The organism is Maritimibacter alexandrii (assembly GCF_005871115.1).
GTDB classification, from domain to species: Bacteria; Pseudomonadota; Alphaproteobacteria; order Rhodobacterales; family Rhodobacteraceae; genus Maritimibacter; species Maritimibacter alkaliphilus.
On record NZ_SWKQ01000011.1, the window covers coordinates 551,037 to 569,633 of the forward strand.

Here is an 18,597-nt window from a genome sequence, read left to right on the forward strand (position 1 = left end):
CCCCCCCCCCCCCCCCCCCCCCCCCCCCCCCCCCCCCCCCCCCCTGGGTCGCCCGGCTTTGCCGGGCGAAACCGTTAATTCAGATATTGCATCGGATCGACGGACGACGTGCCCTGACGCACCTGGAAGTGGAGCGCGGGGCTGTCCGAAGCGCGGATCTGCGCGATGGTCTGCCCCCGGCTCACGGTCGCGCCCTTTGCGACCGAGATATTGTCGATCCCGGCATAGACCGTCAGCAGGTTACCCTCGTGCCGGATGACGAGGATCGGCACCTGATCGGTGTCACGGGTGATCGCCGCGACCGTCCCGCCCTGCGCGGCCTTCACCGGGCTGCCGGCGGCGGCGGCGATGTCGATCCCGTCCGACTTGCCCTTGACGTAGGCGCCCGTGATCCGGCCATCCGCAGGCATCGACATGGCCGCGCCCGAGGTGCGCTGCGCCCCGAGGTTGGGCGAGGCCGGGGTGTCGGCCGGCCCTTGCGATGCGGTGCGGTTCGATCCTTCCGGCAGGGGGTTGCTGGAGGACGGCGGCAAGGGTGTGGGCGTGCCCACACCGGGGGCCGAATTGGTGTTGGGCGCGGCGGTCTCGGCGGATTTGGGTGGGATCATCAGGTATTGGCCCTGACGCACAGACAGGTCGCCGCCCAGACCGTTCCATTCGGCCAGCGACCGCACCGACACGCCATAGAGGCGCGCGATGGAATAGGCGGTTTCGCCGCTCGCCACCTGATGCCGCAGGGGTTCCGCGCCCTGCTGGCTCGTGGCGCCCGCGTTGTTCGACGGCTGGTTCGGCCCGATCCGGTCGAGCGCCTGACCCGCCACGGCGGTCACGTCCACGCTGCCCGCATCGACGCGCCGGGGCAGGGCGACGACTTCGCCCGCGCGCAGGGTCGCGCCCGCGTTCAGGCCGTTGTAACGGGCGAGTTCGGCCTCGGGCAGACCGACACGGCTGGCGAGCGCCGAGAGCGTGTCGCCCTGCCGGGCCACGGCCACCTGATAGGTCGGGTATGAGATGATGCCGCGTGCGTCGGGCGTCGGGCGGGCTGCCGCGCGGGCCTCGCGCGCCGCATCCGCCGTGGTGAAGTTGTTGCCGCCGATGCCCCGCAGGTCGAAATCGAGGTTCAGGGGCCGCCCCATGCCGTCGGAGCAGGCCGCGACCGCCAGAAGGCTCCCGCCAAGCAATAGCCCCCGCACCGCGCGCGTCATCGTCGTGTTCGCCAAATCCATACTGCCGACCTCGTCTCTTTCACCCCTGTTCCCGGGGTTTGCCCTGGCCGCTCTAGTCTTGTCCCAGACCTTCCACAAGCGGCACGAAACGCACCGGCAGGATTTCTTCGTAGTCGAACCCGTCATCGCTCCGCGTCACTTTGATGAGGCTTTGCACATGGTCCGACTGGCCCACCGGTAGGACCATGATACCGCCAACGGCCAGTTGAGCCAAGAGCGGCCCGGGCGGATCCTCGGCGGCGGCGGTCACGATGATGCGTTCGAAGGGGGCCTGTTCGGGCAGGCCGAAGCTACCGTCGCCGGTGATCGCGGTGATCGTGTGCAGGCCCAGCTCGTCGAACACCTCGCGCGCGGCTTTGACAAGGCCCCGGTGGCGGTCGACGGTATAGACCCGGCGGGCGAGCTTGGCGAGGATCGCGGCCTGATAGCCGGAGCCTGTGCCGACCTCGAGCACCTTGTCGCGGGGCTGCACGTTCAGCGCCTGGGTCATGATCCCCACGACGGACGGCTGGCTGATCGTCTGGCCGCTGGCGATGGGCAGCGGCATGTCCTCATAAGCCCGGTCGGCAAAGACGCCGCGCACGAAAAGGCCCCGGTCGATGGCCTCCATCGCCTGCAAAACACGGGTATTCGTGACGCCCTTCGAACGCAGGTGAAACAGGAACTGCATCTTCCGCGCGGCGATGGGGTCGTTCGGGTCGCTCATGCCAGCGCGCGCTCCAACTCGGACAGGGCGTCATGCGCGGTCAGATCGGCGCGCATGGGCGTGACGGAAATATAGCCGTCGAGGTTCAGCGCGGCATCGGTGCCGGGGGCCGTCGGCTTGTGCTGCGGCCCGCCCTTGATCCAGATGAACCGGCGGCCCGAGGGCGAGGTGGTCGGCTCGGTGCCGAAAAACGTATCCTCGCGCCAGCCCTGTGCGCCGGCTCGCATCCCCCGAACGGCAGAGGCGGGAACGGGCGGAAAATTCACGTTGTAGAACAGCCGGTAGTCGGCGGTTTCCTGCCAAGGGGCGCGCTCGATCAGGGTGCGGACCGTGTCGGCGCCGTGTGCGGCGGCCGCTTCGAACAGGTTGTCGCGCGCGTAGTTCTCCGGCCCGATGAATTGCGAAAGCGCAATCGCGGGGAGGCCTTGAAGCGCGGCTTCCATCGCGCCGCCGATGGTGCCGGAATACAGCGCGTTCTCGGCGGCGTTGTTGCCCCGGTTCACGCCCGAAAGCACCAGATCCGGCGGCTCGGGCAGGATGTCCCCAATGCCTGCGAGCACGCAATCGGCCGGGCTTCCTTCGGCCGCGAACCGGCGCGGGCCAAGCTCGGCCACCATCATCGGGCGCGAGTAGCTGATGCAGTGGCCGACGCCGGATTGCTCGAAGGCAGGGGCGACCACCCAGACCTCGCCATCGGGGCCTGCGACCTCTGCGGCGATCGCCTCCAGCACCTTCAGCCCCGGTGCGTTGATGCCGTCGTCGTTGGTGACCAGAATGCGCATGTTTACCCCACAGCTTTCCCTTTCAATACGGGAGCCTGTGGGGGCTCACAAGCGGCCCGGACGGCCTGTGATCAGCCGAGGAGTTCGGGCAACAGCCGTTTCGCCTCATACCACGGGCTGACCAGCGTTTCGCGGTTCTCGCCGGGGTGGAAACGGGCGCGCATGGCGGTGGCGAGCGGCCGGGGCGTCACGATGCGCACCTTGGGTCCGATCTTGGCGGTCTCGGCCTGCCAGCTTTTCGCCAGCGCCATCTGCCCGGCCTTTGTCGCGCCGTAGGCGCCGAAGAACGCCTCGCCCGCGTGATCGTCGTGAAAGAACGCGGCGGTCCCGTCAGAGCCCAGAAGGGGGGCCACGTAGGCGATCAGGCGCGCCACGGCGTCGAGGTTGACGGCGACGGATTTGGCCCAGTCCTTTTCCGCCAGCGCGACGTGATCGGTGGGCATGAGTTGCTGCGCCTCGATCGCGGTATGCGCCCAGACGTCGACCTTGCCCCAGCGGTCGTGGATCGCGCGGCAAAGCTGTGCCATGGCGTCGGCGTTGGTGATGTCCATCGGGGCGAGCGTCGCCTCGCCGCCGACCGCCTTGATCCGGTCGTCGACCTCTTCCAACGCGCCGGTGGTGCGGGCCACGGCCACGATGTGATGCGTCGGGGCCAGTTCGACGGCCAGCGCCGCGCCAAGGCCGCGCGAGGCGCCGGTGATGAGGGCGATCTTGTCGGGCATGTTTCACTCCGCTTCGGGTCGGTCGCGGTATCTCAGACGTTGCGCGGCCTGTCCAGAGGCGCGGGGCCGGGTCAGAGCGGCGTGAAAACGAACGTCGTCATCGGTCCTGCCGGGCTGGGCATCTGGATCACGAGGATGTCGTGCGTGCTGTTAAGCGCATAGGGGTATTCGCCGGGGATGAAGCCGAACGGCGGACCGGCGGTGACGGTCGTGCTGGAGGCCGCGCCCGCGCAGGTCATCGTGGGTTTCTCCGCCGCCTCGCGGTCTGTGGACATCCTGAGGCGCAGGTTCACGCCAAGGATCGTGCCGATGTCGTCGACCACGTCGAGGTTCACGTCGCCGTCCTCGGTCATGGTCTCGGCTTCGGTCGGCGCGTATGTGTCAAGGTCCACGTCATAGGCGACCGACAGAAGGCCGGGGACACGACCGGCGAATTGTGCCTCGCCGGGGCAGCCATGCGGCAGCGAGAGGTCGGGCGGCGGGGCGATTTCGTGCTCCACGCCGTCCAGTTCCAGCAGCACGCTTTCGGTCATGGTGCCGTCGGGCAGGCGGGCGGGGGCGTAGTCCATCGCGAAGCTGCCATCGCTGCCGATGGTCAGTTGCGCATCGACGACCGGAACGACCAGCGTTCGCGCCCCGTCGGTCATGCCGACCCGGATCAGGCGCCACTGGCCGGGCAGCGCGTTGTCGATGGGGGTGATCGCGTCCGACTGGAGCACCTGCGAACCCCAGGGTGTCGGGGTCATCGAAATATCGACCTCTTGCGCGGCGGTCAGAGCGGGTGCGGCGAACGCGGCACAGAAAATGAGCGGGCGCAAATGCGATACCTGAAAAATCATGGCGCACCGTGCCACGGTTCAGCCGATTTCGTCCAGCCTGCGCCGGATGATCTCATCCAGAACCCAGTCGGGGGGCGGCGTGTCGGGGCGAAAGGTGATGCCGGATTTCGAATGCGCGATGCCCTCGGCGCGCAGGCGGTCAGCGATCTTCGGCACGACGGACCCGCAATGGGGATACAGGCCGATGTGTTTCGCGAACCCCGCCATCCCGGCGGCCATCTTGGTGCCCTTGGGGGCCTTCACGCGCCAGCCGGGCATGGCGTAGCTTATGACGCGCTCGGCATCGGCTGGCAGCCGCGCTTCGATCCGCTTCGCCAAATCGTCCAGCGCCGCGCGAAACTCGTCGGGCTGTTGGGCGAGGTAGGGCGCGAAAGGGTCCGTCATGGCCGGATCATGCGGCGGGGCACATGATCCGTCCAGCGTCATCCGACTGGGATCGGCGGAATGAAGATCGAATTGCCGTTCGACCGTGTGACCACGACGCCCGCCTCGGAAATCTCGTAGATGCGGCCGATCTGGCTCTGGTCGCCGGTCTTGACCCGCAGGATGTTGCCCCGCGTCATCCGAAACAGCGCAGTCATGTCGTCGGGCTTGCCCATGATCCCGACCAGCTGCACCTGATCGAGCCTGATTTCGTCACGCTTCGTCGCATTCTGCGAGACGATCGGACTTGTCCCGTTCCCCACCGGGAACGCGCCTGATTCTGCCATTTTGTCACCTCTGGTTTCGCGAGGGAGTGGGCCTCGCTCAAAACTAGCGGCTGGCGGTAAACAACAGGTTCATTTCCGGGGAAAGGGGGGTGGCCCGGCATGGGCCGGGAAGCGCCGAACGATATGCTGCAATGCGGCAAAAACACGCCGATCGCCTTGTTTTGCGAGCCTCGGCGGGCCTGTAGCGGCGTTATTCCGCCGCTGTCTTGAGCTCGAAACCCTTGGCGAGCATGTCGCGCGGGGCCACCGGGTATTCACCCGAGAAGCAGGCGTCGCAATAGGCGGGAGACTTGGGGTCGCGACCCGCGGCCACGCCCACGGCGCGATACAGCCCGTCGAGCGAGATGAACCTGAGGCTGTCCACCCCAAGGTGTTCGCACATCTCGTCTTCGCTCATGTTCGCGGCGAGCAGCTTGTCGCGCTCCGGCGTGTCGACACCGTAGAAGCAGGGCCATGCGGTCGGCGGGGAGGCGATGCGGAAATGCACCTCCTTCGCGCCCGCGTCGAGGATCATGTCCTTGATCTTGCGCGACGTCGTGCCGCGCACCACCGAGTCGTCCACGAGGATCACGCGTTTGCCCTCGATCAGCGCCCGGTTCACGTTCAGCTTCAGCCGCACGCCCATGTTGCGGATTTGCTCGGTCGGTTCGATGAAGGTCCGGCCCATGTATTGATTGCGGGTGATGCCCAGCCCGAACTCGATCCCGCTTTCGGCGGCGAAACCGATGGCCGCGGGCGTGCCCGAGTCCGGCACGGGACAGACGAGGTCGGCATCGACCGGGTTCTCACGCGCAAGCTCAACACCGATCTGGCGGCGGGTCTCATAGACCGAGCGGCCCCCGATGATCGAATCGGGACGCGAGAAATAGACGTGTTCGAAAATGCAGAAGCGCGACTTCTGCGGGCGGAACGGCTGGCGGCTTTCGACGCCCTTGTCGGTGATGACCACCATCTCGCCCGGCTCGATTTCGCGCACGAACTTGGCGCCGATGATGTCGAGCGCACAGGTCTCCGACGACAGCACCCAGCCGTCGCCCAATTGGCCGAGCACCAGAGGCCGCACGCCCAGCGGGTCACGCACGCCGATGAGCTTGGTGCGCGTCATGGCAACGACCGAGAACGCGCCTTCGACCCGGCGCAGCGCGTCTTCTAGCCGTTCGGCGGCCTGCTTCTGCAAGGACCGTGCCATCAGGTGAATGATGCATTCGGAATCGCTCGACGACTGGAAGATCGAACCGCGCTCGATCAGTTCGCGCCTCAGTTCTTCGGCGTTCGTGATGTTGCCGTTGTGCGCGATAGCCGCGCCGCCCATGGAAAACTCGCCGAAGAACGGCTGCACGTCGCGGATCGCCGCACCCTTGGACCCGGCGGTGGAATAGCGCACGTGCCCGATCGATAGCGGCCCCGGCAGCGTTTCCATCAGCGATTGTTTGGTGAAGTTGTCGCGCACGTAGCCGAAGCGGCGGGCCGAGTTGAACCCGTGTTCGGGGTGATAGGCGACGATACCGCCCGCTTCTTGCCCGCGATGTTGCAGGGCATGCAGCCCGAGGGCCACGAAGTTGGCCGCATCCGAGAGGCCGATGACGCCGAAAACGCCGCATTCCTCTTTCAGCTTGTCCTCGTCGCCGGAGGCGCGGATGGCGTCAAAGTCGAAGGGGTGCGCGGGCGGCATGGCGGGCTGGCGAGCAGCAGACATGAGCAGCTTGTCCGAATCCGGTGGCAGGATGGCCCCTGCATAGAGCAGGGGCTGGCCCGTGTCACGGGTCGCTGCGCGGTTTGTAACGATATTATGTAAGCGAGGCTTACTCGGTCGGCGTGGTCGAGGGCGTGCCCGAGGTGCAGGTGGACACCAGTTCTTCGTACCGGGCCACGATCCAGCCCGGCGCATCGTCCGGGATCTGCTCGTCGAGGTTGTCGGTCGTGCGCGCGAACACCTTGGCGGTGCGCGAATTGTCGACCGCGGCCACCGTGTCGGCGGTCACCACGTTGTCGTAGACGATCAGCGCGATCGCGACGAGGAGGATGCCGCGCAGAACCCCGAAGACGAAGCCAAGGGCCTGATCCGCGCCGCCCAGGGCCGACCGCTGGATGACGCTGGAAAACAACGGTGTGAACAGTGACACGACCACCAGCGCAAGCGCCAGAACGGCGGCGAAGGACGCGATTACGGACAGTTCGCAACTGTCGGCGATGAAGTCGCGCAGAACCGGGATTTCCTTGATGAGCGGCACGAAACGTGGCGCGAAGAGATAGGCGATGACGGCGGCGGCGACCCAGCCGACGATGGCCATGCCCTCGCGCACGAAGCCGCGGGAATAGGCGAGGATGGCCGAGACGAGAATGACCAGCGCGACGACACCGTCGACAATCGTGAACCCGTCCATCTATCCGTCCCTCTACAAGTGGCGCTCATCCGGCGCCGAACATATCCCCGACAAACCCGGCAAGGTCCGCGTAAGACTTGAGCGCCAGCCCCGGTTTTTCACCGGCCTTGGATCGTGCGGGCGCGATGGCCGTTGTGAAACCAAGTTTTTGCGCCTCTTTCAACCTGTTTTCGGTCTGGCCGACGGGGCGTAAGGCCCCGGACAGCGAGATTTCACCGAAAACGACGGTATCGCGCGGGATCGCCACATCCTCGCGCGCCGACAGCAGTGCGCAGGCGACGGCCAGATCGGCCGCGGGTTCGGACACGCGCATCCCGCCGGCCACGTTCAGATAGACGTCGAGCCCGGCGAAGGGGATGCCGCAGCGCGCCTCGAGCACGGCGAGGATCATGGCGAGTCGGCCGCCGTCCCAGCCCAGCACGCTCCGACGCGGCTGGCTGAGGGGCGAGGGCGCGACGAGGCACTGGAACTCGACCAGAACCGGCCGCGTGCCTTCGATGCCCGCGAACACGGTCGCGCCCGGCGCCGGGTCTTCACGATCCGACAGGAACAGGGCCGACGGGTTGGCGACCTCGGACAAGCCTCCCCCGGTCATTTCGAACACGCCGATCTCGTCCGCCGGGCCGAAGCGGTTCTTGACGGCGCGCAGGATGCGGAACTGATGCCCGCGCTCGCCCTCGAAATACAGCACGGTGTCCACCATGTGCTCCACCACGCGCGGTCCGGCGATCTGGCCTTCCTTGGTGACGTGGCCCACTAGGATGACCGCCATGCCGCGCCGCTTGGCGAAGGTGACCAGCTCATGCGCGGCGGCGCGCACCTGACTTACGCTGCCCGGCGCGCTGTCGACATTGTCGGCCCACATGGTCTGGATCGAATCGATGATCGCCAGACCGGGACGCTCCTCCTCCAGCGTGGTCAGGATGTCGCGCAGATTGGTCTCGGCGGCGAGCTTCACGGGCGCATCGGCCAGCCCAAGCCGCTGGGCGCGCATCCGCACCTGCGCGCTGGCTTCCTCGCCCGACACGTAAAGCGTCTTCAGCCCCTGGCGCGCGAAATGCGCGGCGGCCTGCAACAGAAGCGTCGATTTTCCGATCCCCGGATCGCCGCCGACCAGCACCGCACTCGCCGGCACCAGCCCGCCCCCCAGAACCCGGTCGAACTCCGCCACGCCCGAGACGGTGCGCGGCGGCGGGCTTTCGGTCGAGGCGAGATCGGTCAGCGCCACCGCCCGGCCGCGCGCGGCGCCGAGTGACTTGGACGCAGGCCCCGCCGACAACGGCTTTTCTTCGACGATGGTGTTCCACTCGCCGCAGGATTCGCAGCGCCCCGACCATTTGGACGTGGATGCACCACAGCTCTGACAGACGAAGGACGCGGAGGATTTTGCCATGACGCCTTGTGCCTCGCGCCGCCCCGCGAGGCAAGCGCCCCACCGTCCTCTTTCCGGTCCGAAATATCCCGGGGAGCGCGAGGGGCAGCGCCCCTCGCACGGGTCGTGGCGGCGTCAGCCGCCGCGAAACTCAGTCACGCTTGCGCTCCATCAGCGTGACGAGCAACGAGGCCAGCACGCAGAAGGTGAACAGATACAGCCCCCATCCCACCTCGACCCGCGTCATCGCCACGCCCTTGATGATGACCACGTAAAGCGCCATCAGGAAAATGTCGGCCATGGCGAGGCGGCCGAGAAACCCGAACACCGGTTTCGCGCGGTCCCCGATCCTGCCGAACTGGATCAACGCCATGCCGACCACTTTCACCGCCGGGGCCACGATCGCGAAGAGGAACACGATGAGCGCGAGAAACAGGTCCTCCTCGACAAGGGCCGCGAGACCCGAGATGACGCTCACCTCCTTCAACCCCAAGAGCGGCAGGTTCAGCCCGGCCCGCAACAGCGGGGCGACCCACGCGAGGGGGAAGAGCACGATCAGGGACAGGTTGAGATACCGAAGCCACGCCATCGGATTGATCTAGGCGCTCAGACCTCGGGTTTCGAGGGGCGGCGCGGGGTGATGGGCTGGCGAGCTTTCTGGGGCAGGGGGACGACGATCTGGTCGGGATCTTCGACCTTGTCGTCCACCTCGAAGCCCAGCTCGGGCAGGAGCGACATCAGGTCGGCCTCCAGCGCCGCCAGTTGCTTGTCCACGACCCGCTCTTCGGTTTCGATCTGCTGCATCCAGTGGCGCAGTTCTTCGGTCGTCTTCTTCGCCAGCGCGATGTTTTCGAGGAACCTGTCCACCTCCTCCTGCCGCTGACGCAGGAACGCGCGGGCGCGTTCGACGGAGGCGTCGGAATAGGAGCTGGCGAGATCGCGGGACGTGTGGCTCATCTGCGCGGCGAGGTCGAGGATATCTGGTTCCAGCGCGCCCAGATCTGGGTGGTCGCGCAGATGCCGGATGCGCTCGCGCACCGAATCGAACTCCCCGCCGATCCGGAACAGTTTCTTGCGGTCGGCCTCGTGGCTCGCGCTGTAGGCACGGGCAACGTCCTCCATCGAAATCGCGAAGTCCCGGTGGCTGTTTTCAAGCTGCATGATCCGGTGGTTGGCAGGCAGGTAGAACGCAAGTAGCACGAATAGCACCGTGAGGCCGATCTGAAGGTATTTCCCGGCTTCGGCCAGTTGCGTGCCGCCGAAACTCGCGTAGATCTCGACCCAGGGCAGTTGGCCCAGAAACGCCCCGGCCGTGGCGACGACAAGCGCCAGCGCGGCGACGGCGATCAGGACCATGACGATGACCTGCACCTGTCGCTGCGCGGCCGAAAATAGCCCCGTAACGGAATTCATACCTTTACCCCCAAGCGAAACGCCACCTAGCCCCCAAGGCAGGCTGCGCCGATAAAATTCAGCGTAAACAGAATGTTGGGGGATGATAAGCGGCTCAATGAAAAACAGTGGCGCCGAATGGACGCCACTGTTTCAGGTTTCTCGACAATTGTCGCCGGTGTCAGCGATCCGGCTTTTGCGGCACCACGGGCCGGCCCGAGGAAAGCTGCGACTTGTGCGTCATCGGCACCACGGTCGGTGCCGGGGTCGTGCGCGTGTCTTCGAGGTCCAGCCCGATCTCGGGGAGCAGCGCCTTGAGGTCTTTTTTCAGGGCCGACACCTGACCATCGACGATATGTTCCTCGGTCTCGATCTGCTGAAGCCACTGTTGCAGTTCCTCGGTCGTGCGCTTGGCCATCGCGACGTTTTCCTGAAACGCCTCGATCTCTTCCTGCCGCTGACGCAGGAAGGTGCGCGCGCGTTCGACCCGCTCGTTGGAGTAGACTTCGGCGATGTCGCGCGAGGTGTGGCTCATCTGTGCGGCCAGTTCGAGAACCTGAGGCTCCAGCGCGCCCAGATCGGGATGTTCGCGCATATGGTTGATCCGTTCCCGCACCGCGTCGAATTCGCCGCGCAGCTTGAACGCCCCGGCCCGGTCGGCTTCGTGGCTCGCACGGTAGGCGCGGATCACGTCATCCATCGATAGGTTGAACTGGCGATGGCTGGTTTCAAGCCGCATGATCCGGCGGTTGGCGGGAAGGTAGAGCGACAAGAGGACGAACAGCACCGTGACGGCGATCTGGGCGATCATACCGGCGTTTGCGACGGGCGCGCCGTTGAAGCCTGCGTAAAGTTCGAGCCACGGAAAAACGCCGAGCGCCGCGCCCGCTGTCGCGACGGTCAACCCGGCGGTGACGGCGCAGATCGCGCCCATGATAAGTGCCTGTGCCTGCGTCTGGGCAGCCGGAAAGAGCCCTGTGGAACGGGTCATGTCTTCACCCCTCGCTTGGTGTATGTCCGCGCACCGGCTTGATGCGCATTTCACCGTCAACGCGGGTCGTCGGCAAAAAGTTGCTTGGCGGTTTCGCGAATGACGAAAAACCGGACCTAGCGGGCGAGAAACCGGGCCAAAAGCGGGTCATCTGCGCTGGCAAGGTCGGATACCCTGCCGTGCCAGCGGGCGCGGGCGGCGTCGAGCAGCAGAACCTCGTCGGCGATGGTGCGGATCGACGCCATGTCATGCGTGATCGTGATCGCCGTCGCGCCCAGATCGGTGACGAGTTCGCGGATCAGCGCGTCGATGTCGGTCGAGGTCACCGGGTCGAGGCCGGAGTTCGGCTCGTCGAAAAAGAGGTATTTCGGCGTGCCGATGATCGCACGGGCGAGCCCCACACGCTTTTGCATGCCCCCCGACAGGTCGGAGGGGAAAAGGTCGGCCACCCGGGGTTCCAGCCCCACGCGCCCCAGCGCGACTTCGGCCCGTTCGCGCGCCTCGGTCCGGCCCACGCGGGCGCGCCCGTTGCGCAGGCGAAACGCCACGTTTTCCCACACCGTGAGGCTGTCGAAGAGGGCCGAGGCCTGAAACAGCACCCCGGTCTGTTCGAGGAAAGCGCGCCGCACGCGGCGGGTCATCGGCTGGCCTTCGATCAGGATCTGGCCCGCGTCCGGCGTGATGAGGCCCAGAATGATCCGTGTCAGCACCGATTTCCCGGTGCCCGAGCGTCCGAGGATCGCAAGGCTCGTGCCGCTGTCCAGCGCAAGCGAGATGTCGTCAAGCACCTCCTTGGTGCCGAAGGACTTGGAGATATGCTGAAGCTCGATCATTGGCCGAAGAACAGCCCGGTCAACGCGACATTGGCGGCGAGCACGAGGATCGCGGCGGCCTGCACGGCGGATTTGGTGGCAAGCCCCACGCCCTGCGCGCCGCGCCCGGCATTCAGCCCCGCATGACATGCGAGCGTCACGGCGATACCGCCGAAGACCGCGCCCTTGGTGAGCGACAGCACGATGTCCACGGGGTCGAGGAAGTTCCAGCTGGTCGTCACATAGGACGGTCCGTTGAAGCCCAGACCCTGCGTGGCGACCACGAAGCCGCCGAAGAGCCCCAGAATGTCGCCGAGGCCCACGAGGATCGGCACCGTGGCCAGCCCGGCCAGCACGCGCGGCGCGGTCAGGTAGGTCATCGGGTCGGTCGACAGCGTGGTGAGCGCGTCGACCTGCTCGGACACTTTCATGGTGGCCAGTTCGGCGGCGATGGACGAGGTCACGCGCGCCGCGATCATCAGGCCGACCATGATGGGGCCCAGTTCCCGGACGATTCCGATGGCGACGATCTGGGGCACCACGGCCTCGGCCGAGATGCGCGAGCCGCCCGCGTAGATCTGAAGCGCCAGCGCCGCGCCGGTGAACACCGCGGTGAGCCCGACGACAGGAAGCGAGAGCCAGCCGATTTGCAGGAACGCGCGGGCCAGTTCGCGGGGGTAGCGCAGCGTGGCGGGGAACCGGATCACGGCGTTCAGGAAGAACAGCGTGACCGAGCCGATGCGGCGCAGCAAACCAAGTGCTGCCCGGCCCAGAAGGGTCAGGGGCAGCAGGGCGCGTGTCACGACTGGCCTCGGGTGTAGTCGCGGGTGTAGCGGTGGCCGAGTTGCGTCAGGATTTCGTAGCCGATTGTGCCGGTGGTGTCGGCGATGTCATCGACGCTCTGATGCGGGCCGATCAGCGTCAGCCATTCGGGCACGATCTCCAGATGACCGATGTCGATGCCGATCGAATCCATCGAGACCCGGCCAAGGATCGGGCAGGGGGTCGCGCCGTCGAAGAGCACGCCTTTGTTCGACAGATGCCGGGTGATCCCGTCGGCGTAACCGCCCGACACGGTGGCCACGCGGGTCGGCGCGTCGGCGGTCCAGCTGTTGCCGTAGCCCACGGTCTCGCCCCGCCCGATCTCGCGCGTCTGGATGACGGGGAGGTCGAGGTGGACCACGGGCGTCGCCTCCTCGAAAGGCCTCGCGCCGTAAAGGCCGATGCCGGGGCGGGTGAGGTCGAAGTGGTAGTCGGGGCCAAGCAGGATGCCGCCGGTCGCGGCGAGCGAACGGGGCACGTCGCAGCCCTCGGTCATTTCGGTGAACATGCGAAGCTGCATAGCGTTCATCTCGTGCTCCGGCTCGTCGGCGCAGGCGAGGTGCGACATGATGAGCGTCGGCCCGGCAGTCAGCGCGATGTCACGCACGGCGGCCCATTCGGCGGGCTCCATTCCCAGCCGGTTCATGCCCGCGTCGAGCTGGATGCCGAAGCTCTGTCCGGGCAGGGTTTCGACATGGCGGGTCAGTTGTTCCACCGAACTCAGCAGCGGGATCAGATTCAGGTCGCGGATCATGTCCGCGTCACCCGCCATGTGCCCGTTCAACAGGAAGATCGCCGGGCCGGGGCCGAGAGCGGCGCGCACATCTGCGGCTTCCTCGGCGGCCGCGACGAAGAAGCGGCGCGCGCCGGCGGCGGCCAGCGTCTTGGCCACACGGTCCACGCCAAGGCCATATCCGTCGGCCTTGACCACCGCGCCGGTCTGCACGGTGGAGGCGGTTTTCGCGTCGAGCGCGCGCCAGTTGGCGGCGATCGCGTCGAGGTCGATCTGTAGACGTCCGGTTCCCATGCGGCGTGGTTTGTCCGCGCGCGCGGGCCGCGTCAAGCGCAAAGCCGTCAGGCCGCGTGGGTAAGCTCCGTCACGATCCGGTTGTCCTGATGCAGCGTCTTGTGGACGGGGCATTTGTCGGCGATTTCCAGCAGGCGCTGACGTTGTTCTGCGTCCAGATCGCCGGTGAGCGTGATCTTGCGGATGAACTCGTCGACCTTCTGCGGCGGGGTGTCGGGGTCGGCGTCCTTGGCGTGAACCTTGGCATGGGTCACGTCGACCTGAATGTCTTTCAGCGGCCAGCCCTTACGGCGCGCATACATCCGGATCGTCATCGAGGTGCAGGCCCCCAGACCCGCCGACAGAAAACCGTAGGGCGACAGTCCCCGGTTCGTCCCGCCGAAATCCACCGGCTCGTCGGCGTAAAGGTGATGCGGCCCTTGGTTCACGTCCTGCAAGAACCCCTCGGCATCGGCTTCTCGCACCCTGAGGACGCCTTCGGGCACCGCCTTGGTCGTTTCGGCGCTGCCCAGATCGAGATAGCGTTCCGCCCAAGCGGCGATGACCGATGCCGCGTATTCCGCATCTTCGCCGCGCGAAATCAGGTGGTCGGCGTCGTCCAGCGTCACGAAACTCTTCGGGTGTTTTGCGGCGCGGAAGATCGATTCCGCGTTGTCGATGCCCACCACGGCGTCGCGTGGTGCGTGCATGACAAGCAGCGCGGCGTGCAGGTCGCGGATCGCCGGTTTCAGGCTCTCGGCCCGGATATCCTCGACGAAGTCGCGCCCGATGGTGAAGGTGCGCCCGCCCAGATTGACCTCGGCCGACCCGTCTCGCGTGATCTCGTCCAGCTTGTCGGCGAAGTTGTGGGTGACGTGATCCGGCGCGAACGGCGCGCCCAAGGTGACGACCGCTTTGATCGCGCCGATCTGCCCGGCGGCTTTCAGCACCGCGGCACCCCCAAGCGAGTGTCCGATGAGCAGGGCGGGGGCAAGGTCGCGGGCGGCAAGGGCCTGTGCCGCCTTGGTCAGGTCTTCAACGTTCGAGGTGAAGGTGGTGTTCGAGAACTCCCCCTCGCTGTGCCCCAGCCCGGTGAAGTCGAACCGGAGCACCGCGATCCCGGCGGCATTCAGGCGTTGCGCGATGCGGCGCGCGGGCAGGATGTCTTTCGAGCAGGTGAAACAGTGCGCGAACAGGGCCGTCGCCCGCACGCGCCCCGGAGGAAGATCCAGCCGCGCGGCCAGCATCGACCCGTCATGGCCCTCGAACTCGAACTTCTCGGTCGTCATACCTGTCCCTCCGTCTTGATGGTTCAGAGATGGAGGCGCAGGCGAAGTTTGCCAATGCTTCACTTTCGCGCGGGCATCCGGGTGTTGGCGTTTTACCTCGTTCAGGCCAATGCGTATGGAAGGGGCATGAAGATGCTTTCACCCAAGGCCCTGCGGATCGTCGCGGGGGGATTGCTTGTCGCCGTACTCGCCGGGTTTCTCGGCGAACTTCACCCCGTGGGCGATACCTTCGCGGTCTTTCGGCTTTACGTCGCGGGGGCGCTGGCGCTTGTCGGTGCGCTCCAGCTTCAGGCGGGGGTGCGCAATCAGGGGCTCGTCAATCTGGGGCTAGGGCTGGGCGTGTTCGTCATGGCAGGGGTTCTGCCGTTCGGGCGGCAGTTTCCGCCGGGCGAGGGTGCTGGCGTGGTGCGGCACTACCAAAAGAACATGCTTTATCACAACGACGACCCGCGCCGGGTGCTGGACGATATTCTCGCCCGCGATCCTACGGTCGTGACCTTGCAGGAGGCTGCGGGTAGCAGCGCCCTGATCCTCGACGACCTCTTCGACCGCTATCCGGCGGGGGTGGCCTGCGACACGCCCGAATCCATCGGTCTCGCGGTCTTTGCCGATTACCCGCCGGTCGCCGACACCGCCTTTTGCGCCACACGTATGGCGGGCGTTCAGGTCGAAGGGCCGAACGGGCCGGTGTGGGTGATTTCGACCCACCTGCGCTGGGTGTGGCCCTATATGAACGCCTTCCACGCGGACCGCATGGTGCCCGAGCTTGCCGCGCTCGTCGGCCCCAAGATCATCGCGGGCGACTTCAACGTCGTGCCTTGGGCCGCGAGTGTCGAGCGGATCGCGCAGGCGGCCGGGGCCGAGCGCGTCGGGCGGGCCGTCGTCACTTATGCCGTGGCCGGGGTCTTGCGGGTCCAGATCGACAACATCCTCGCCACGGGTGGACGGGGCGTCACCCGCGCCTTGCCGAAACTCGGCTCGGACCACTGGGGCGTCTGGGCGGAATACACCTTGGGCGAGGGCTGAAAAAAAGGGGCGATCCAGCACGCCGGGTGCGGATCGCCCTAAGAATGAGGGTGCGCCAGCCACGGACCTGTGGGATTACCGTGGCGAGGTGCGTCGCCCTCCTGACCATGTTCTCTCGAACAGGTTGGTTATCCTCCAGCCATGTGGTCGTGCTTTGCCCGAAACCGGGCGGAAACGGATTGTTGCCGCCCCAGTTCCGTCACAGGTTGGGGAAACCCTACCGTCTAAAGGCGAAAAAACCGGGGCCGAGACCCCGGTTTTGTCACATTTGGAGGAACGGATGCAGGTCAGACGGGCACGGAAACGAATTTCCCGTCGATCCAGCGCCGAATATGCGTCCGGGTGGATTCGCCCGCTTCCCGCGTGCTGCGAAAGGCGAGCGCAAGGCGGCTCTCGTAGAACGCGCGCTGGAAATCCTGCGCGTCCAGGGTTTTGAAGAATGCGTTGCTCAACATGGTTCTGCTCTGTGGTTCGTTGGAATTATCCTTTCGGATGGTGGTTATCCTTACCCTTGGCCGCGGCGGCGTTGGGGAAACACTGGGGCCGATTTCGTATCATTTCATGCCGAACGCGACACAATTGAGGGCCGGTCAATAAAAAGGAAAGGGCGCCCCGACCGGGACGCCCTTGAATTTTCGCTGATCCCAGCGGGGATTAGCAGGAGTAGTACATCTTGTACTCGATCGGGTGCGGGGTGTGCTCGTATTCGTACACTTCTTCCCACTTCAGATCCATGTAGCCGTCGATCTGGTCCTTGGTGAACACGTCGCCGGCGGTCAGGAACTCGTAATCCTCGGCGAGGCTTTCGAGCGCTTCACGCAGGCTGCCGCAGACGGTCGGGATACCGGCCAGCTCTTCAGGCGGCAGATCGTAGAGGTTCTTGTCGGACGAGGGGCCCGGATCGATCTTGTTCTTGATGCCGTCGAGGCCGGCCATGAGCAGGGCCGCGAAGCACAGATACGGGTTCGACGCCGGATCGGGGAAGCGGGCTTCCACACGCTTGGCCTTCGGGCTTTCGGTCCACGGAATACGCACGCAGCCCGAACGGTTGCGGGCCGAGTAGGCGCGCAGCACGGGGGCTTCGAAGCCCGGGATCAGACGCTTGTAGGAGTTCGTGGACGGGTTGGTGAAGGCGTTGAGCGCTTTCGCGTGCTTCAGGATACCGCCGATGAACCACAGGGCCTCATCCGACAGGTCGGCATACTTGTCGCCCGCGAAAAGCGGCTTGCCGTCTTTCCAGATCGACATGTTCACGTGCATACCCGAGCCGTTGTCGCCCTTGATCGGCTTCGGCATGAAGGTCGCGGTGCGGCCATAGGCGTGGGCCACGTTGTGGATCACGTATTTGTACTTCTGAAGCTCGTCGGCCTGCTTGGTGAGCGAGCCGAAGATCAGGCCCAGCTCGTGCTGCGAAGTCGCGACCTCGTGGTGGTGCTTGTCCACCTTCATGCCGATCATCTTCATCGTGGTCAGCATTTCCGAGCGGATGTCCTGGCTGTCATCCGACGGGTTCACCGGGAAGTAGCCGCCCTTGTAGTCGGGGCGGTGGCCCAGGTTGCCCATCTCGAACTCGGTGTCGGTGTTCCAGGCGGCGCCGTCGGCGTCGACCTCATAGGCCACCTTGTTCGGGGTGACCGAATAGCGCACGTCGTCGAACAGGAAGAATTCCGCTTCCGGGCCGAAATAGGACGCGTCGCCGATGCCCGACGAGATCAGGTAGGCTTCGGCCTTTTGCGCCGTGCCGCGCGGGTCGCGCTCATAGGGTTCGCCGGTGTCGGGCTCGACGATCGAGCAATGCACGGCCAGAGTCTTTTCGGCGTAGAACGGGTCGATATAGACCGAGTCCGGATCGGGCATGAGTTTCATGTCCGAGGCTTCGATCGACTTCCAGCCGGCCACGGACGACCCGTCGAACATGAAGCCTTCTTCCAGGAAGTCTTCGTCGACCAGATCGGCCACCACCGTCACGTGCTGCATCTTGCCGCGCGGATCGGTGAAGCGAATGTCGACATAGGCGACATCTTCGTCCTTGATAAGCTTGAGAACGTCTTTGTTGCTCATTGTGCTTCTCTTTCCCCTAAGTTGATACGGTTGAGAATTTTCGGTCCGGCGAGGGCGACGTCAGATCGCGTCGTGACCCGTTTCGCCGGTGCGGATGCGGATGGTCTGCTCGACGGGCGAGACGAAGATCTTGCCGTCGCCGATCTTGTCGGTCTTGGCCGCGCCCACGATCGCCTCGATCGCCGCGTCGACCTGATCGGCGGGAAGCACGACCTCGATCTTCACCTTCGGCAGGAAATCGACGACGTATTCGGCGCCGCGATAAAGCTCGGTATGGCCTTTCTGCCGCCCGAACCCCTTCACTTCGATCACGGAAAGGCCCTGCACGCCGATTTCCTGGAGTGCTTCCTTCACCTCATCCAGCTTGAACGGCTTGATGATGGCTTCGATCTTTTTCATGGCTGTCCCCCCTCGGAAATCAGGTTCGAGGCCCACAGACCACTTCTCATCCGGGGCC

General features: G+C 65.7%; 21 protein-coding genes. 1 reads left to right on the plus strand and 20 read right to left on the minus strand.

Features of this window, described 5'->3' with window-relative positions:
* Nucleotides 1-74: 74 nt before the first annotated feature.
* The 17 genes from FCT00_RS10820 to FCT00_RS10900 all read right to left on the minus strand — a co-directional run bounded on the left by FCT00_RS10820 (nucleotide 75) and on the right by FCT00_RS10900 (nucleotide 15,053).
* The gene (locus FCT00_RS10820; RefSeq protein ID WP_138423032.1) at nucleotides 75-1,226 is read right to left on the minus strand and encodes a M23 family metallopeptidase; all 1,152 of its coding nucleotides are present in this window, start codon (nucleotides 1,224-1,226) and stop codon (nucleotides 75-77) included.
* Between the two features lie 52 nt (nucleotides 1,227-1,278).
* Complete coding sequence (locus FCT00_RS10825; protein ID WP_008328326.1) at nucleotides 1,279-1,932, minus strand: protein-L-isoaspartate(D-aspartate) O-methyltransferase; 654 nt, start codon at nucleotides 1,930-1,932, stop codon at nucleotides 1,279-1,281.
* Nucleotides 1,929-2,714 (minus strand): 5'/3'-nucleotidase SurE, encoded by a 786-nt coding sequence (surE, locus tag FCT00_RS10830; protein ID WP_138423033.1) that lies wholly within the window; start codon nucleotides 2,712-2,714, stop codon nucleotides 1,929-1,931. The genes FCT00_RS10825 and surE overlap by 4 nt, the downstream gene beginning before the upstream one ends.
* 71 nt (nucleotides 2,715-2,785) lie before the next feature.
* A complete protein-coding gene (locus FCT00_RS10835) occupies nucleotides 2,786-3,436 on the minus strand; it encodes an SDR family NAD(P)-dependent oxidoreductase (RefSeq protein ID WP_138423034.1) in 651 nt (216 codons plus the stop codon).
* Nucleotides 3,437-3,507: 71 nt separating this feature from the next.
* Nucleotides 3,508-4,275, minus strand: coding sequence for a hypothetical protein (locus tag FCT00_RS10840; protein ID WP_138423035.1), 768 nt, complete (start codon nucleotides 4,273-4,275; stop codon nucleotides 3,508-3,510).
* Nucleotides 4,276-4,293: 18 nt separating this feature from the next.
* Entirely contained in the window at nucleotides 4,294-4,659 is a 366-nt protein-coding gene (locus FCT00_RS10845) for an iron chaperone (RefSeq protein WP_138423036.1), read from the minus strand.
* Between the two features lie 38 nt (nucleotides 4,660-4,697).
* A complete protein-coding gene (locus tag FCT00_RS10850; protein ID WP_138423037.1) occupies nucleotides 4,698-4,985 on the minus strand; it encodes a pilus assembly protein PilP in 288 nt (95 codons plus the stop codon).
* A 190-nt stretch (nucleotides 4,986-5,175) separates the two neighbouring features.
* A complete protein-coding gene (gene purF, locus FCT00_RS10855) occupies nucleotides 5,176-6,657 on the minus strand; it encodes an amidophosphoribosyltransferase (RefSeq protein WP_138423299.1) in 1,482 nt (493 codons plus the stop codon).
* Between the two features lie 130 nt (nucleotides 6,658-6,787).
* Nucleotides 6,788-7,369: a CvpA family protein gene (locus FCT00_RS10860; RefSeq protein ID WP_008328333.1), complete on the minus strand. Its 582-nt coding sequence runs from the start codon at nucleotides 7,367-7,369 to the stop codon at nucleotides 6,788-6,790.
* Nucleotides 7,370-7,394: 25 nt separating this feature from the next.
* The gene (gene radA, locus FCT00_RS10865; protein ID WP_138423038.1) at nucleotides 7,395-8,762 is read right to left on the minus strand and encodes a DNA repair protein RadA; all 1,368 of its coding nucleotides are present in this window, start codon (nucleotides 8,760-8,762) and stop codon (nucleotides 7,395-7,397) included.
* Between the two features lie 130 nt (nucleotides 8,763-8,892).
* Nucleotides 8,893-9,330 carry a paraquat-inducible protein A gene (locus tag FCT00_RS10870; RefSeq protein ID WP_008328335.1) on the minus strand — a complete coding sequence of 146 codons (438 nt, stop codon included), beginning with the start codon at nucleotides 9,328-9,330 and terminating at the stop codon, nucleotides 8,893-8,895.
* A 17-nt stretch (nucleotides 9,331-9,347) separates the two neighbouring features.
* Nucleotides 9,348-10,154 carry a DNA repair protein gene (locus FCT00_RS10875; RefSeq protein ID WP_235888987.1) on the minus strand — a complete coding sequence of 269 codons (807 nt, stop codon included), beginning with the start codon at nucleotides 10,152-10,154 and terminating at the stop codon, nucleotides 9,348-9,350.
* A 160-nt stretch (nucleotides 10,155-10,314) separates the two neighbouring features.
* Nucleotides 10,315-11,124, minus strand: a complete 810-nt coding sequence (locus tag FCT00_RS10880; RefSeq protein ID WP_235888989.1) for a DNA repair protein — start codon at nucleotides 11,122-11,124, stop codon at nucleotides 10,315-10,317.
* 116 nt (nucleotides 11,125-11,240) lie between these two features.
* Nucleotides 11,241-11,957 (minus strand): ABC transporter ATP-binding protein, encoded by a 717-nt coding sequence (locus tag FCT00_RS10885; protein ID WP_138423039.1) that lies wholly within the window; start codon nucleotides 11,955-11,957, stop codon nucleotides 11,241-11,243.
* Nucleotides 11,954-12,739 (minus strand): MlaE family ABC transporter permease, encoded by a 786-nt coding sequence (locus tag FCT00_RS10890; RefSeq protein WP_235888991.1) that lies wholly within the window; start codon nucleotides 12,737-12,739, stop codon nucleotides 11,954-11,956. The genes FCT00_RS10885 and FCT00_RS10890 overlap by 4 nt, the downstream gene beginning before the upstream one ends.
* On the minus strand, nucleotides 12,736-13,785 hold the full coding sequence (alr, locus tag FCT00_RS10895) for an alanine racemase (protein WP_138423040.1): 1,050 nt from the start codon (nucleotides 13,783-13,785) through the stop codon (nucleotides 12,736-12,738). The genes FCT00_RS10890 and alr overlap by 4 nt, the downstream gene beginning before the upstream one ends.
* A 47-nt stretch (nucleotides 13,786-13,832) precedes the next feature.
* Nucleotides 13,833-15,053 (minus strand): bifunctional alpha/beta hydrolase/OsmC family protein, encoded by a 1,221-nt coding sequence (locus tag FCT00_RS10900; RefSeq protein WP_138423041.1) that lies wholly within the window; start codon nucleotides 15,051-15,053, stop codon nucleotides 13,833-13,835.
* A 126-nt stretch (nucleotides 15,054-15,179) separates the two neighbouring features.
* Here FCT00_RS10900 and FCT00_RS10905 point away from each other — a divergent pair, with 126 nt between their 5' ends.
* On the plus strand, nucleotides 15,180-16,079 hold the full coding sequence (locus tag FCT00_RS10905) for an endonuclease/exonuclease/phosphatase family protein (RefSeq protein ID WP_138423042.1): 900 nt from the start codon (nucleotides 15,180-15,182) through the stop codon (nucleotides 16,077-16,079).
* A 287-nt stretch (nucleotides 16,080-16,366) separates the two neighbouring features.
* On the opposite strand, the gene FCT00_RS21445 is transcribed toward FCT00_RS10905, so the two are convergent.
* The 3 genes from FCT00_RS21445 to FCT00_RS10915 all read right to left on the minus strand — a co-directional run bounded on the left by FCT00_RS21445 (nucleotide 16,367) and on the right by FCT00_RS10915 (nucleotide 18,539).
* A complete protein-coding gene (locus FCT00_RS21445) occupies nucleotides 16,367-16,534 on the minus strand; it encodes a hypothetical protein (protein WP_171042962.1) in 168 nt (55 codons plus the stop codon).
* Between the two features lie 199 nt (nucleotides 16,535-16,733).
* On the minus strand, nucleotides 16,734-18,140 hold the full coding sequence (gene glnA, locus FCT00_RS10910; RefSeq protein ID WP_008328344.1) for a type I glutamate--ammonia ligase: 1,407 nt from the start codon (nucleotides 18,138-18,140) through the stop codon (nucleotides 16,734-16,736).
* Between the two features lie 60 nt (nucleotides 18,141-18,200).
* On the minus strand, nucleotides 18,201-18,539 hold the full coding sequence (locus FCT00_RS10915; RefSeq protein ID WP_008328352.1) for a P-II family nitrogen regulator: 339 nt from the start codon (nucleotides 18,537-18,539) through the stop codon (nucleotides 18,201-18,203).
* Between the last annotated feature and the right edge of the window lie 58 nt (nucleotides 18,540-18,597).

Excerpts from the sequence above, each read along its gene's own strand:
- FCT00_RS10820 (WP_138423032.1), bottom strand. The coding sequence starts at position 1,226 with ATGGATTTGGCGAACACGACGATGACGCGCGCGGTGCGGGGGCTATTG.
- FCT00_RS10825 (WP_008328326.1), bottom strand. The coding sequence starts at position 1,932 with ATGAGCGACCCGAACGACCCCATCGCCGCGCGGAAGATGCAGTTCCTG.
- surE (WP_138423033.1), bottom strand. The coding sequence starts at position 2,714 with ATGCGCATTCTGGTCACCAACGACGACGGCATCAACGCACCGGGGCTG.
- FCT00_RS10835 (WP_138423034.1), bottom strand. The coding sequence starts at position 3,436 with ATGCCCGACAAGATCGCCCTCATCACCGGCGCCTCGCGCGGCCTTGGC.
- FCT00_RS10840 (WP_138423035.1), bottom strand. The coding sequence starts at position 4,275 with ATGATTTTTCAGGTATCGCATTTGCGCCCGCTCATTTTCTGTGCCGCG.
- FCT00_RS10845 (WP_138423036.1), bottom strand. The coding sequence starts at position 4,659 with ATGACGGACCCTTTCGCGCCCTACCTCGCCCAACAGCCCGACGAGTTT.
- FCT00_RS10850 (WP_138423037.1), bottom strand. The coding sequence starts at position 4,985 with ATGGCAGAATCAGGCGCGTTCCCGGTGGGGAACGGGACAAGTCCGATC.
- purF (WP_138423299.1), bottom strand. The coding sequence starts at position 6,657 with ATGCCGCCCGCGCACCCCTTCGACTTTGACGCCATCCGCGCCTCCGGC.
- FCT00_RS10860 (WP_008328333.1), bottom strand. The coding sequence starts at position 7,369 with ATGGACGGGTTCACGATTGTCGACGGTGTCGTCGCGCTGGTCATTCTC.
- radA (WP_138423038.1), bottom strand. The coding sequence starts at position 8,762 with ATGGCAAAATCCTCCGCGTCCTTCGTCTGTCAGAGCTGTGGTGCATCC.
- FCT00_RS10870 (WP_008328335.1), bottom strand. The coding sequence starts at position 9,330 with ATGGCGTGGCTTCGGTATCTCAACCTGTCCCTGATCGTGCTCTTCCCC.
- FCT00_RS10875 (WP_235888987.1), bottom strand. The coding sequence starts at position 10,154 with ATGAATTCCGTTACGGGGCTATTTTCGGCCGCGCAGCGACAGGTGCAG.
- FCT00_RS10880 (WP_235888989.1), bottom strand. The coding sequence starts at position 11,124 with ATGACCCGTTCCACAGGGCTCTTTCCGGCTGCCCAGACGCAGGCACAG.
- FCT00_RS10885 (WP_138423039.1), bottom strand. The coding sequence starts at position 11,957 with ATGATCGAGCTTCAGCATATCTCCAAGTCCTTCGGCACCAAGGAGGTG.
- alr (WP_138423040.1), bottom strand. The coding sequence starts at position 13,785 with ATGGGAACCGGACGTCTACAGATCGACCTCGACGCGATCGCCGCCAAC.
- FCT00_RS10900 (WP_138423041.1), bottom strand. The coding sequence starts at position 15,053 with ATGACGACCGAGAAGTTCGAGTTCGAGGGCCATGACGGGTCGATGCTG.
- FCT00_RS10905 (WP_138423042.1), top strand. The coding sequence starts at position 15,180 with ATGAAGATGCTTTCACCCAAGGCCCTGCGGATCGTCGCGGGGGGATTG.
- FCT00_RS21445 (WP_171042962.1), bottom strand. The coding sequence starts at position 16,534 with ATGTTGAGCAACGCATTCTTCAAAACCCTGGACGCGCAGGATTTCCAG.
- glnA (WP_008328344.1), bottom strand. The coding sequence starts at position 18,140 with ATGAGCAACAAAGACGTTCTCAAGCTTATCAAGGACGAAGATGTCGCC.
- FCT00_RS10915 (WP_008328352.1), bottom strand. The coding sequence starts at position 18,539 with ATGAAAAAGATCGAAGCCATCATCAAGCCGTTCAAGCTGGATGAGGTG.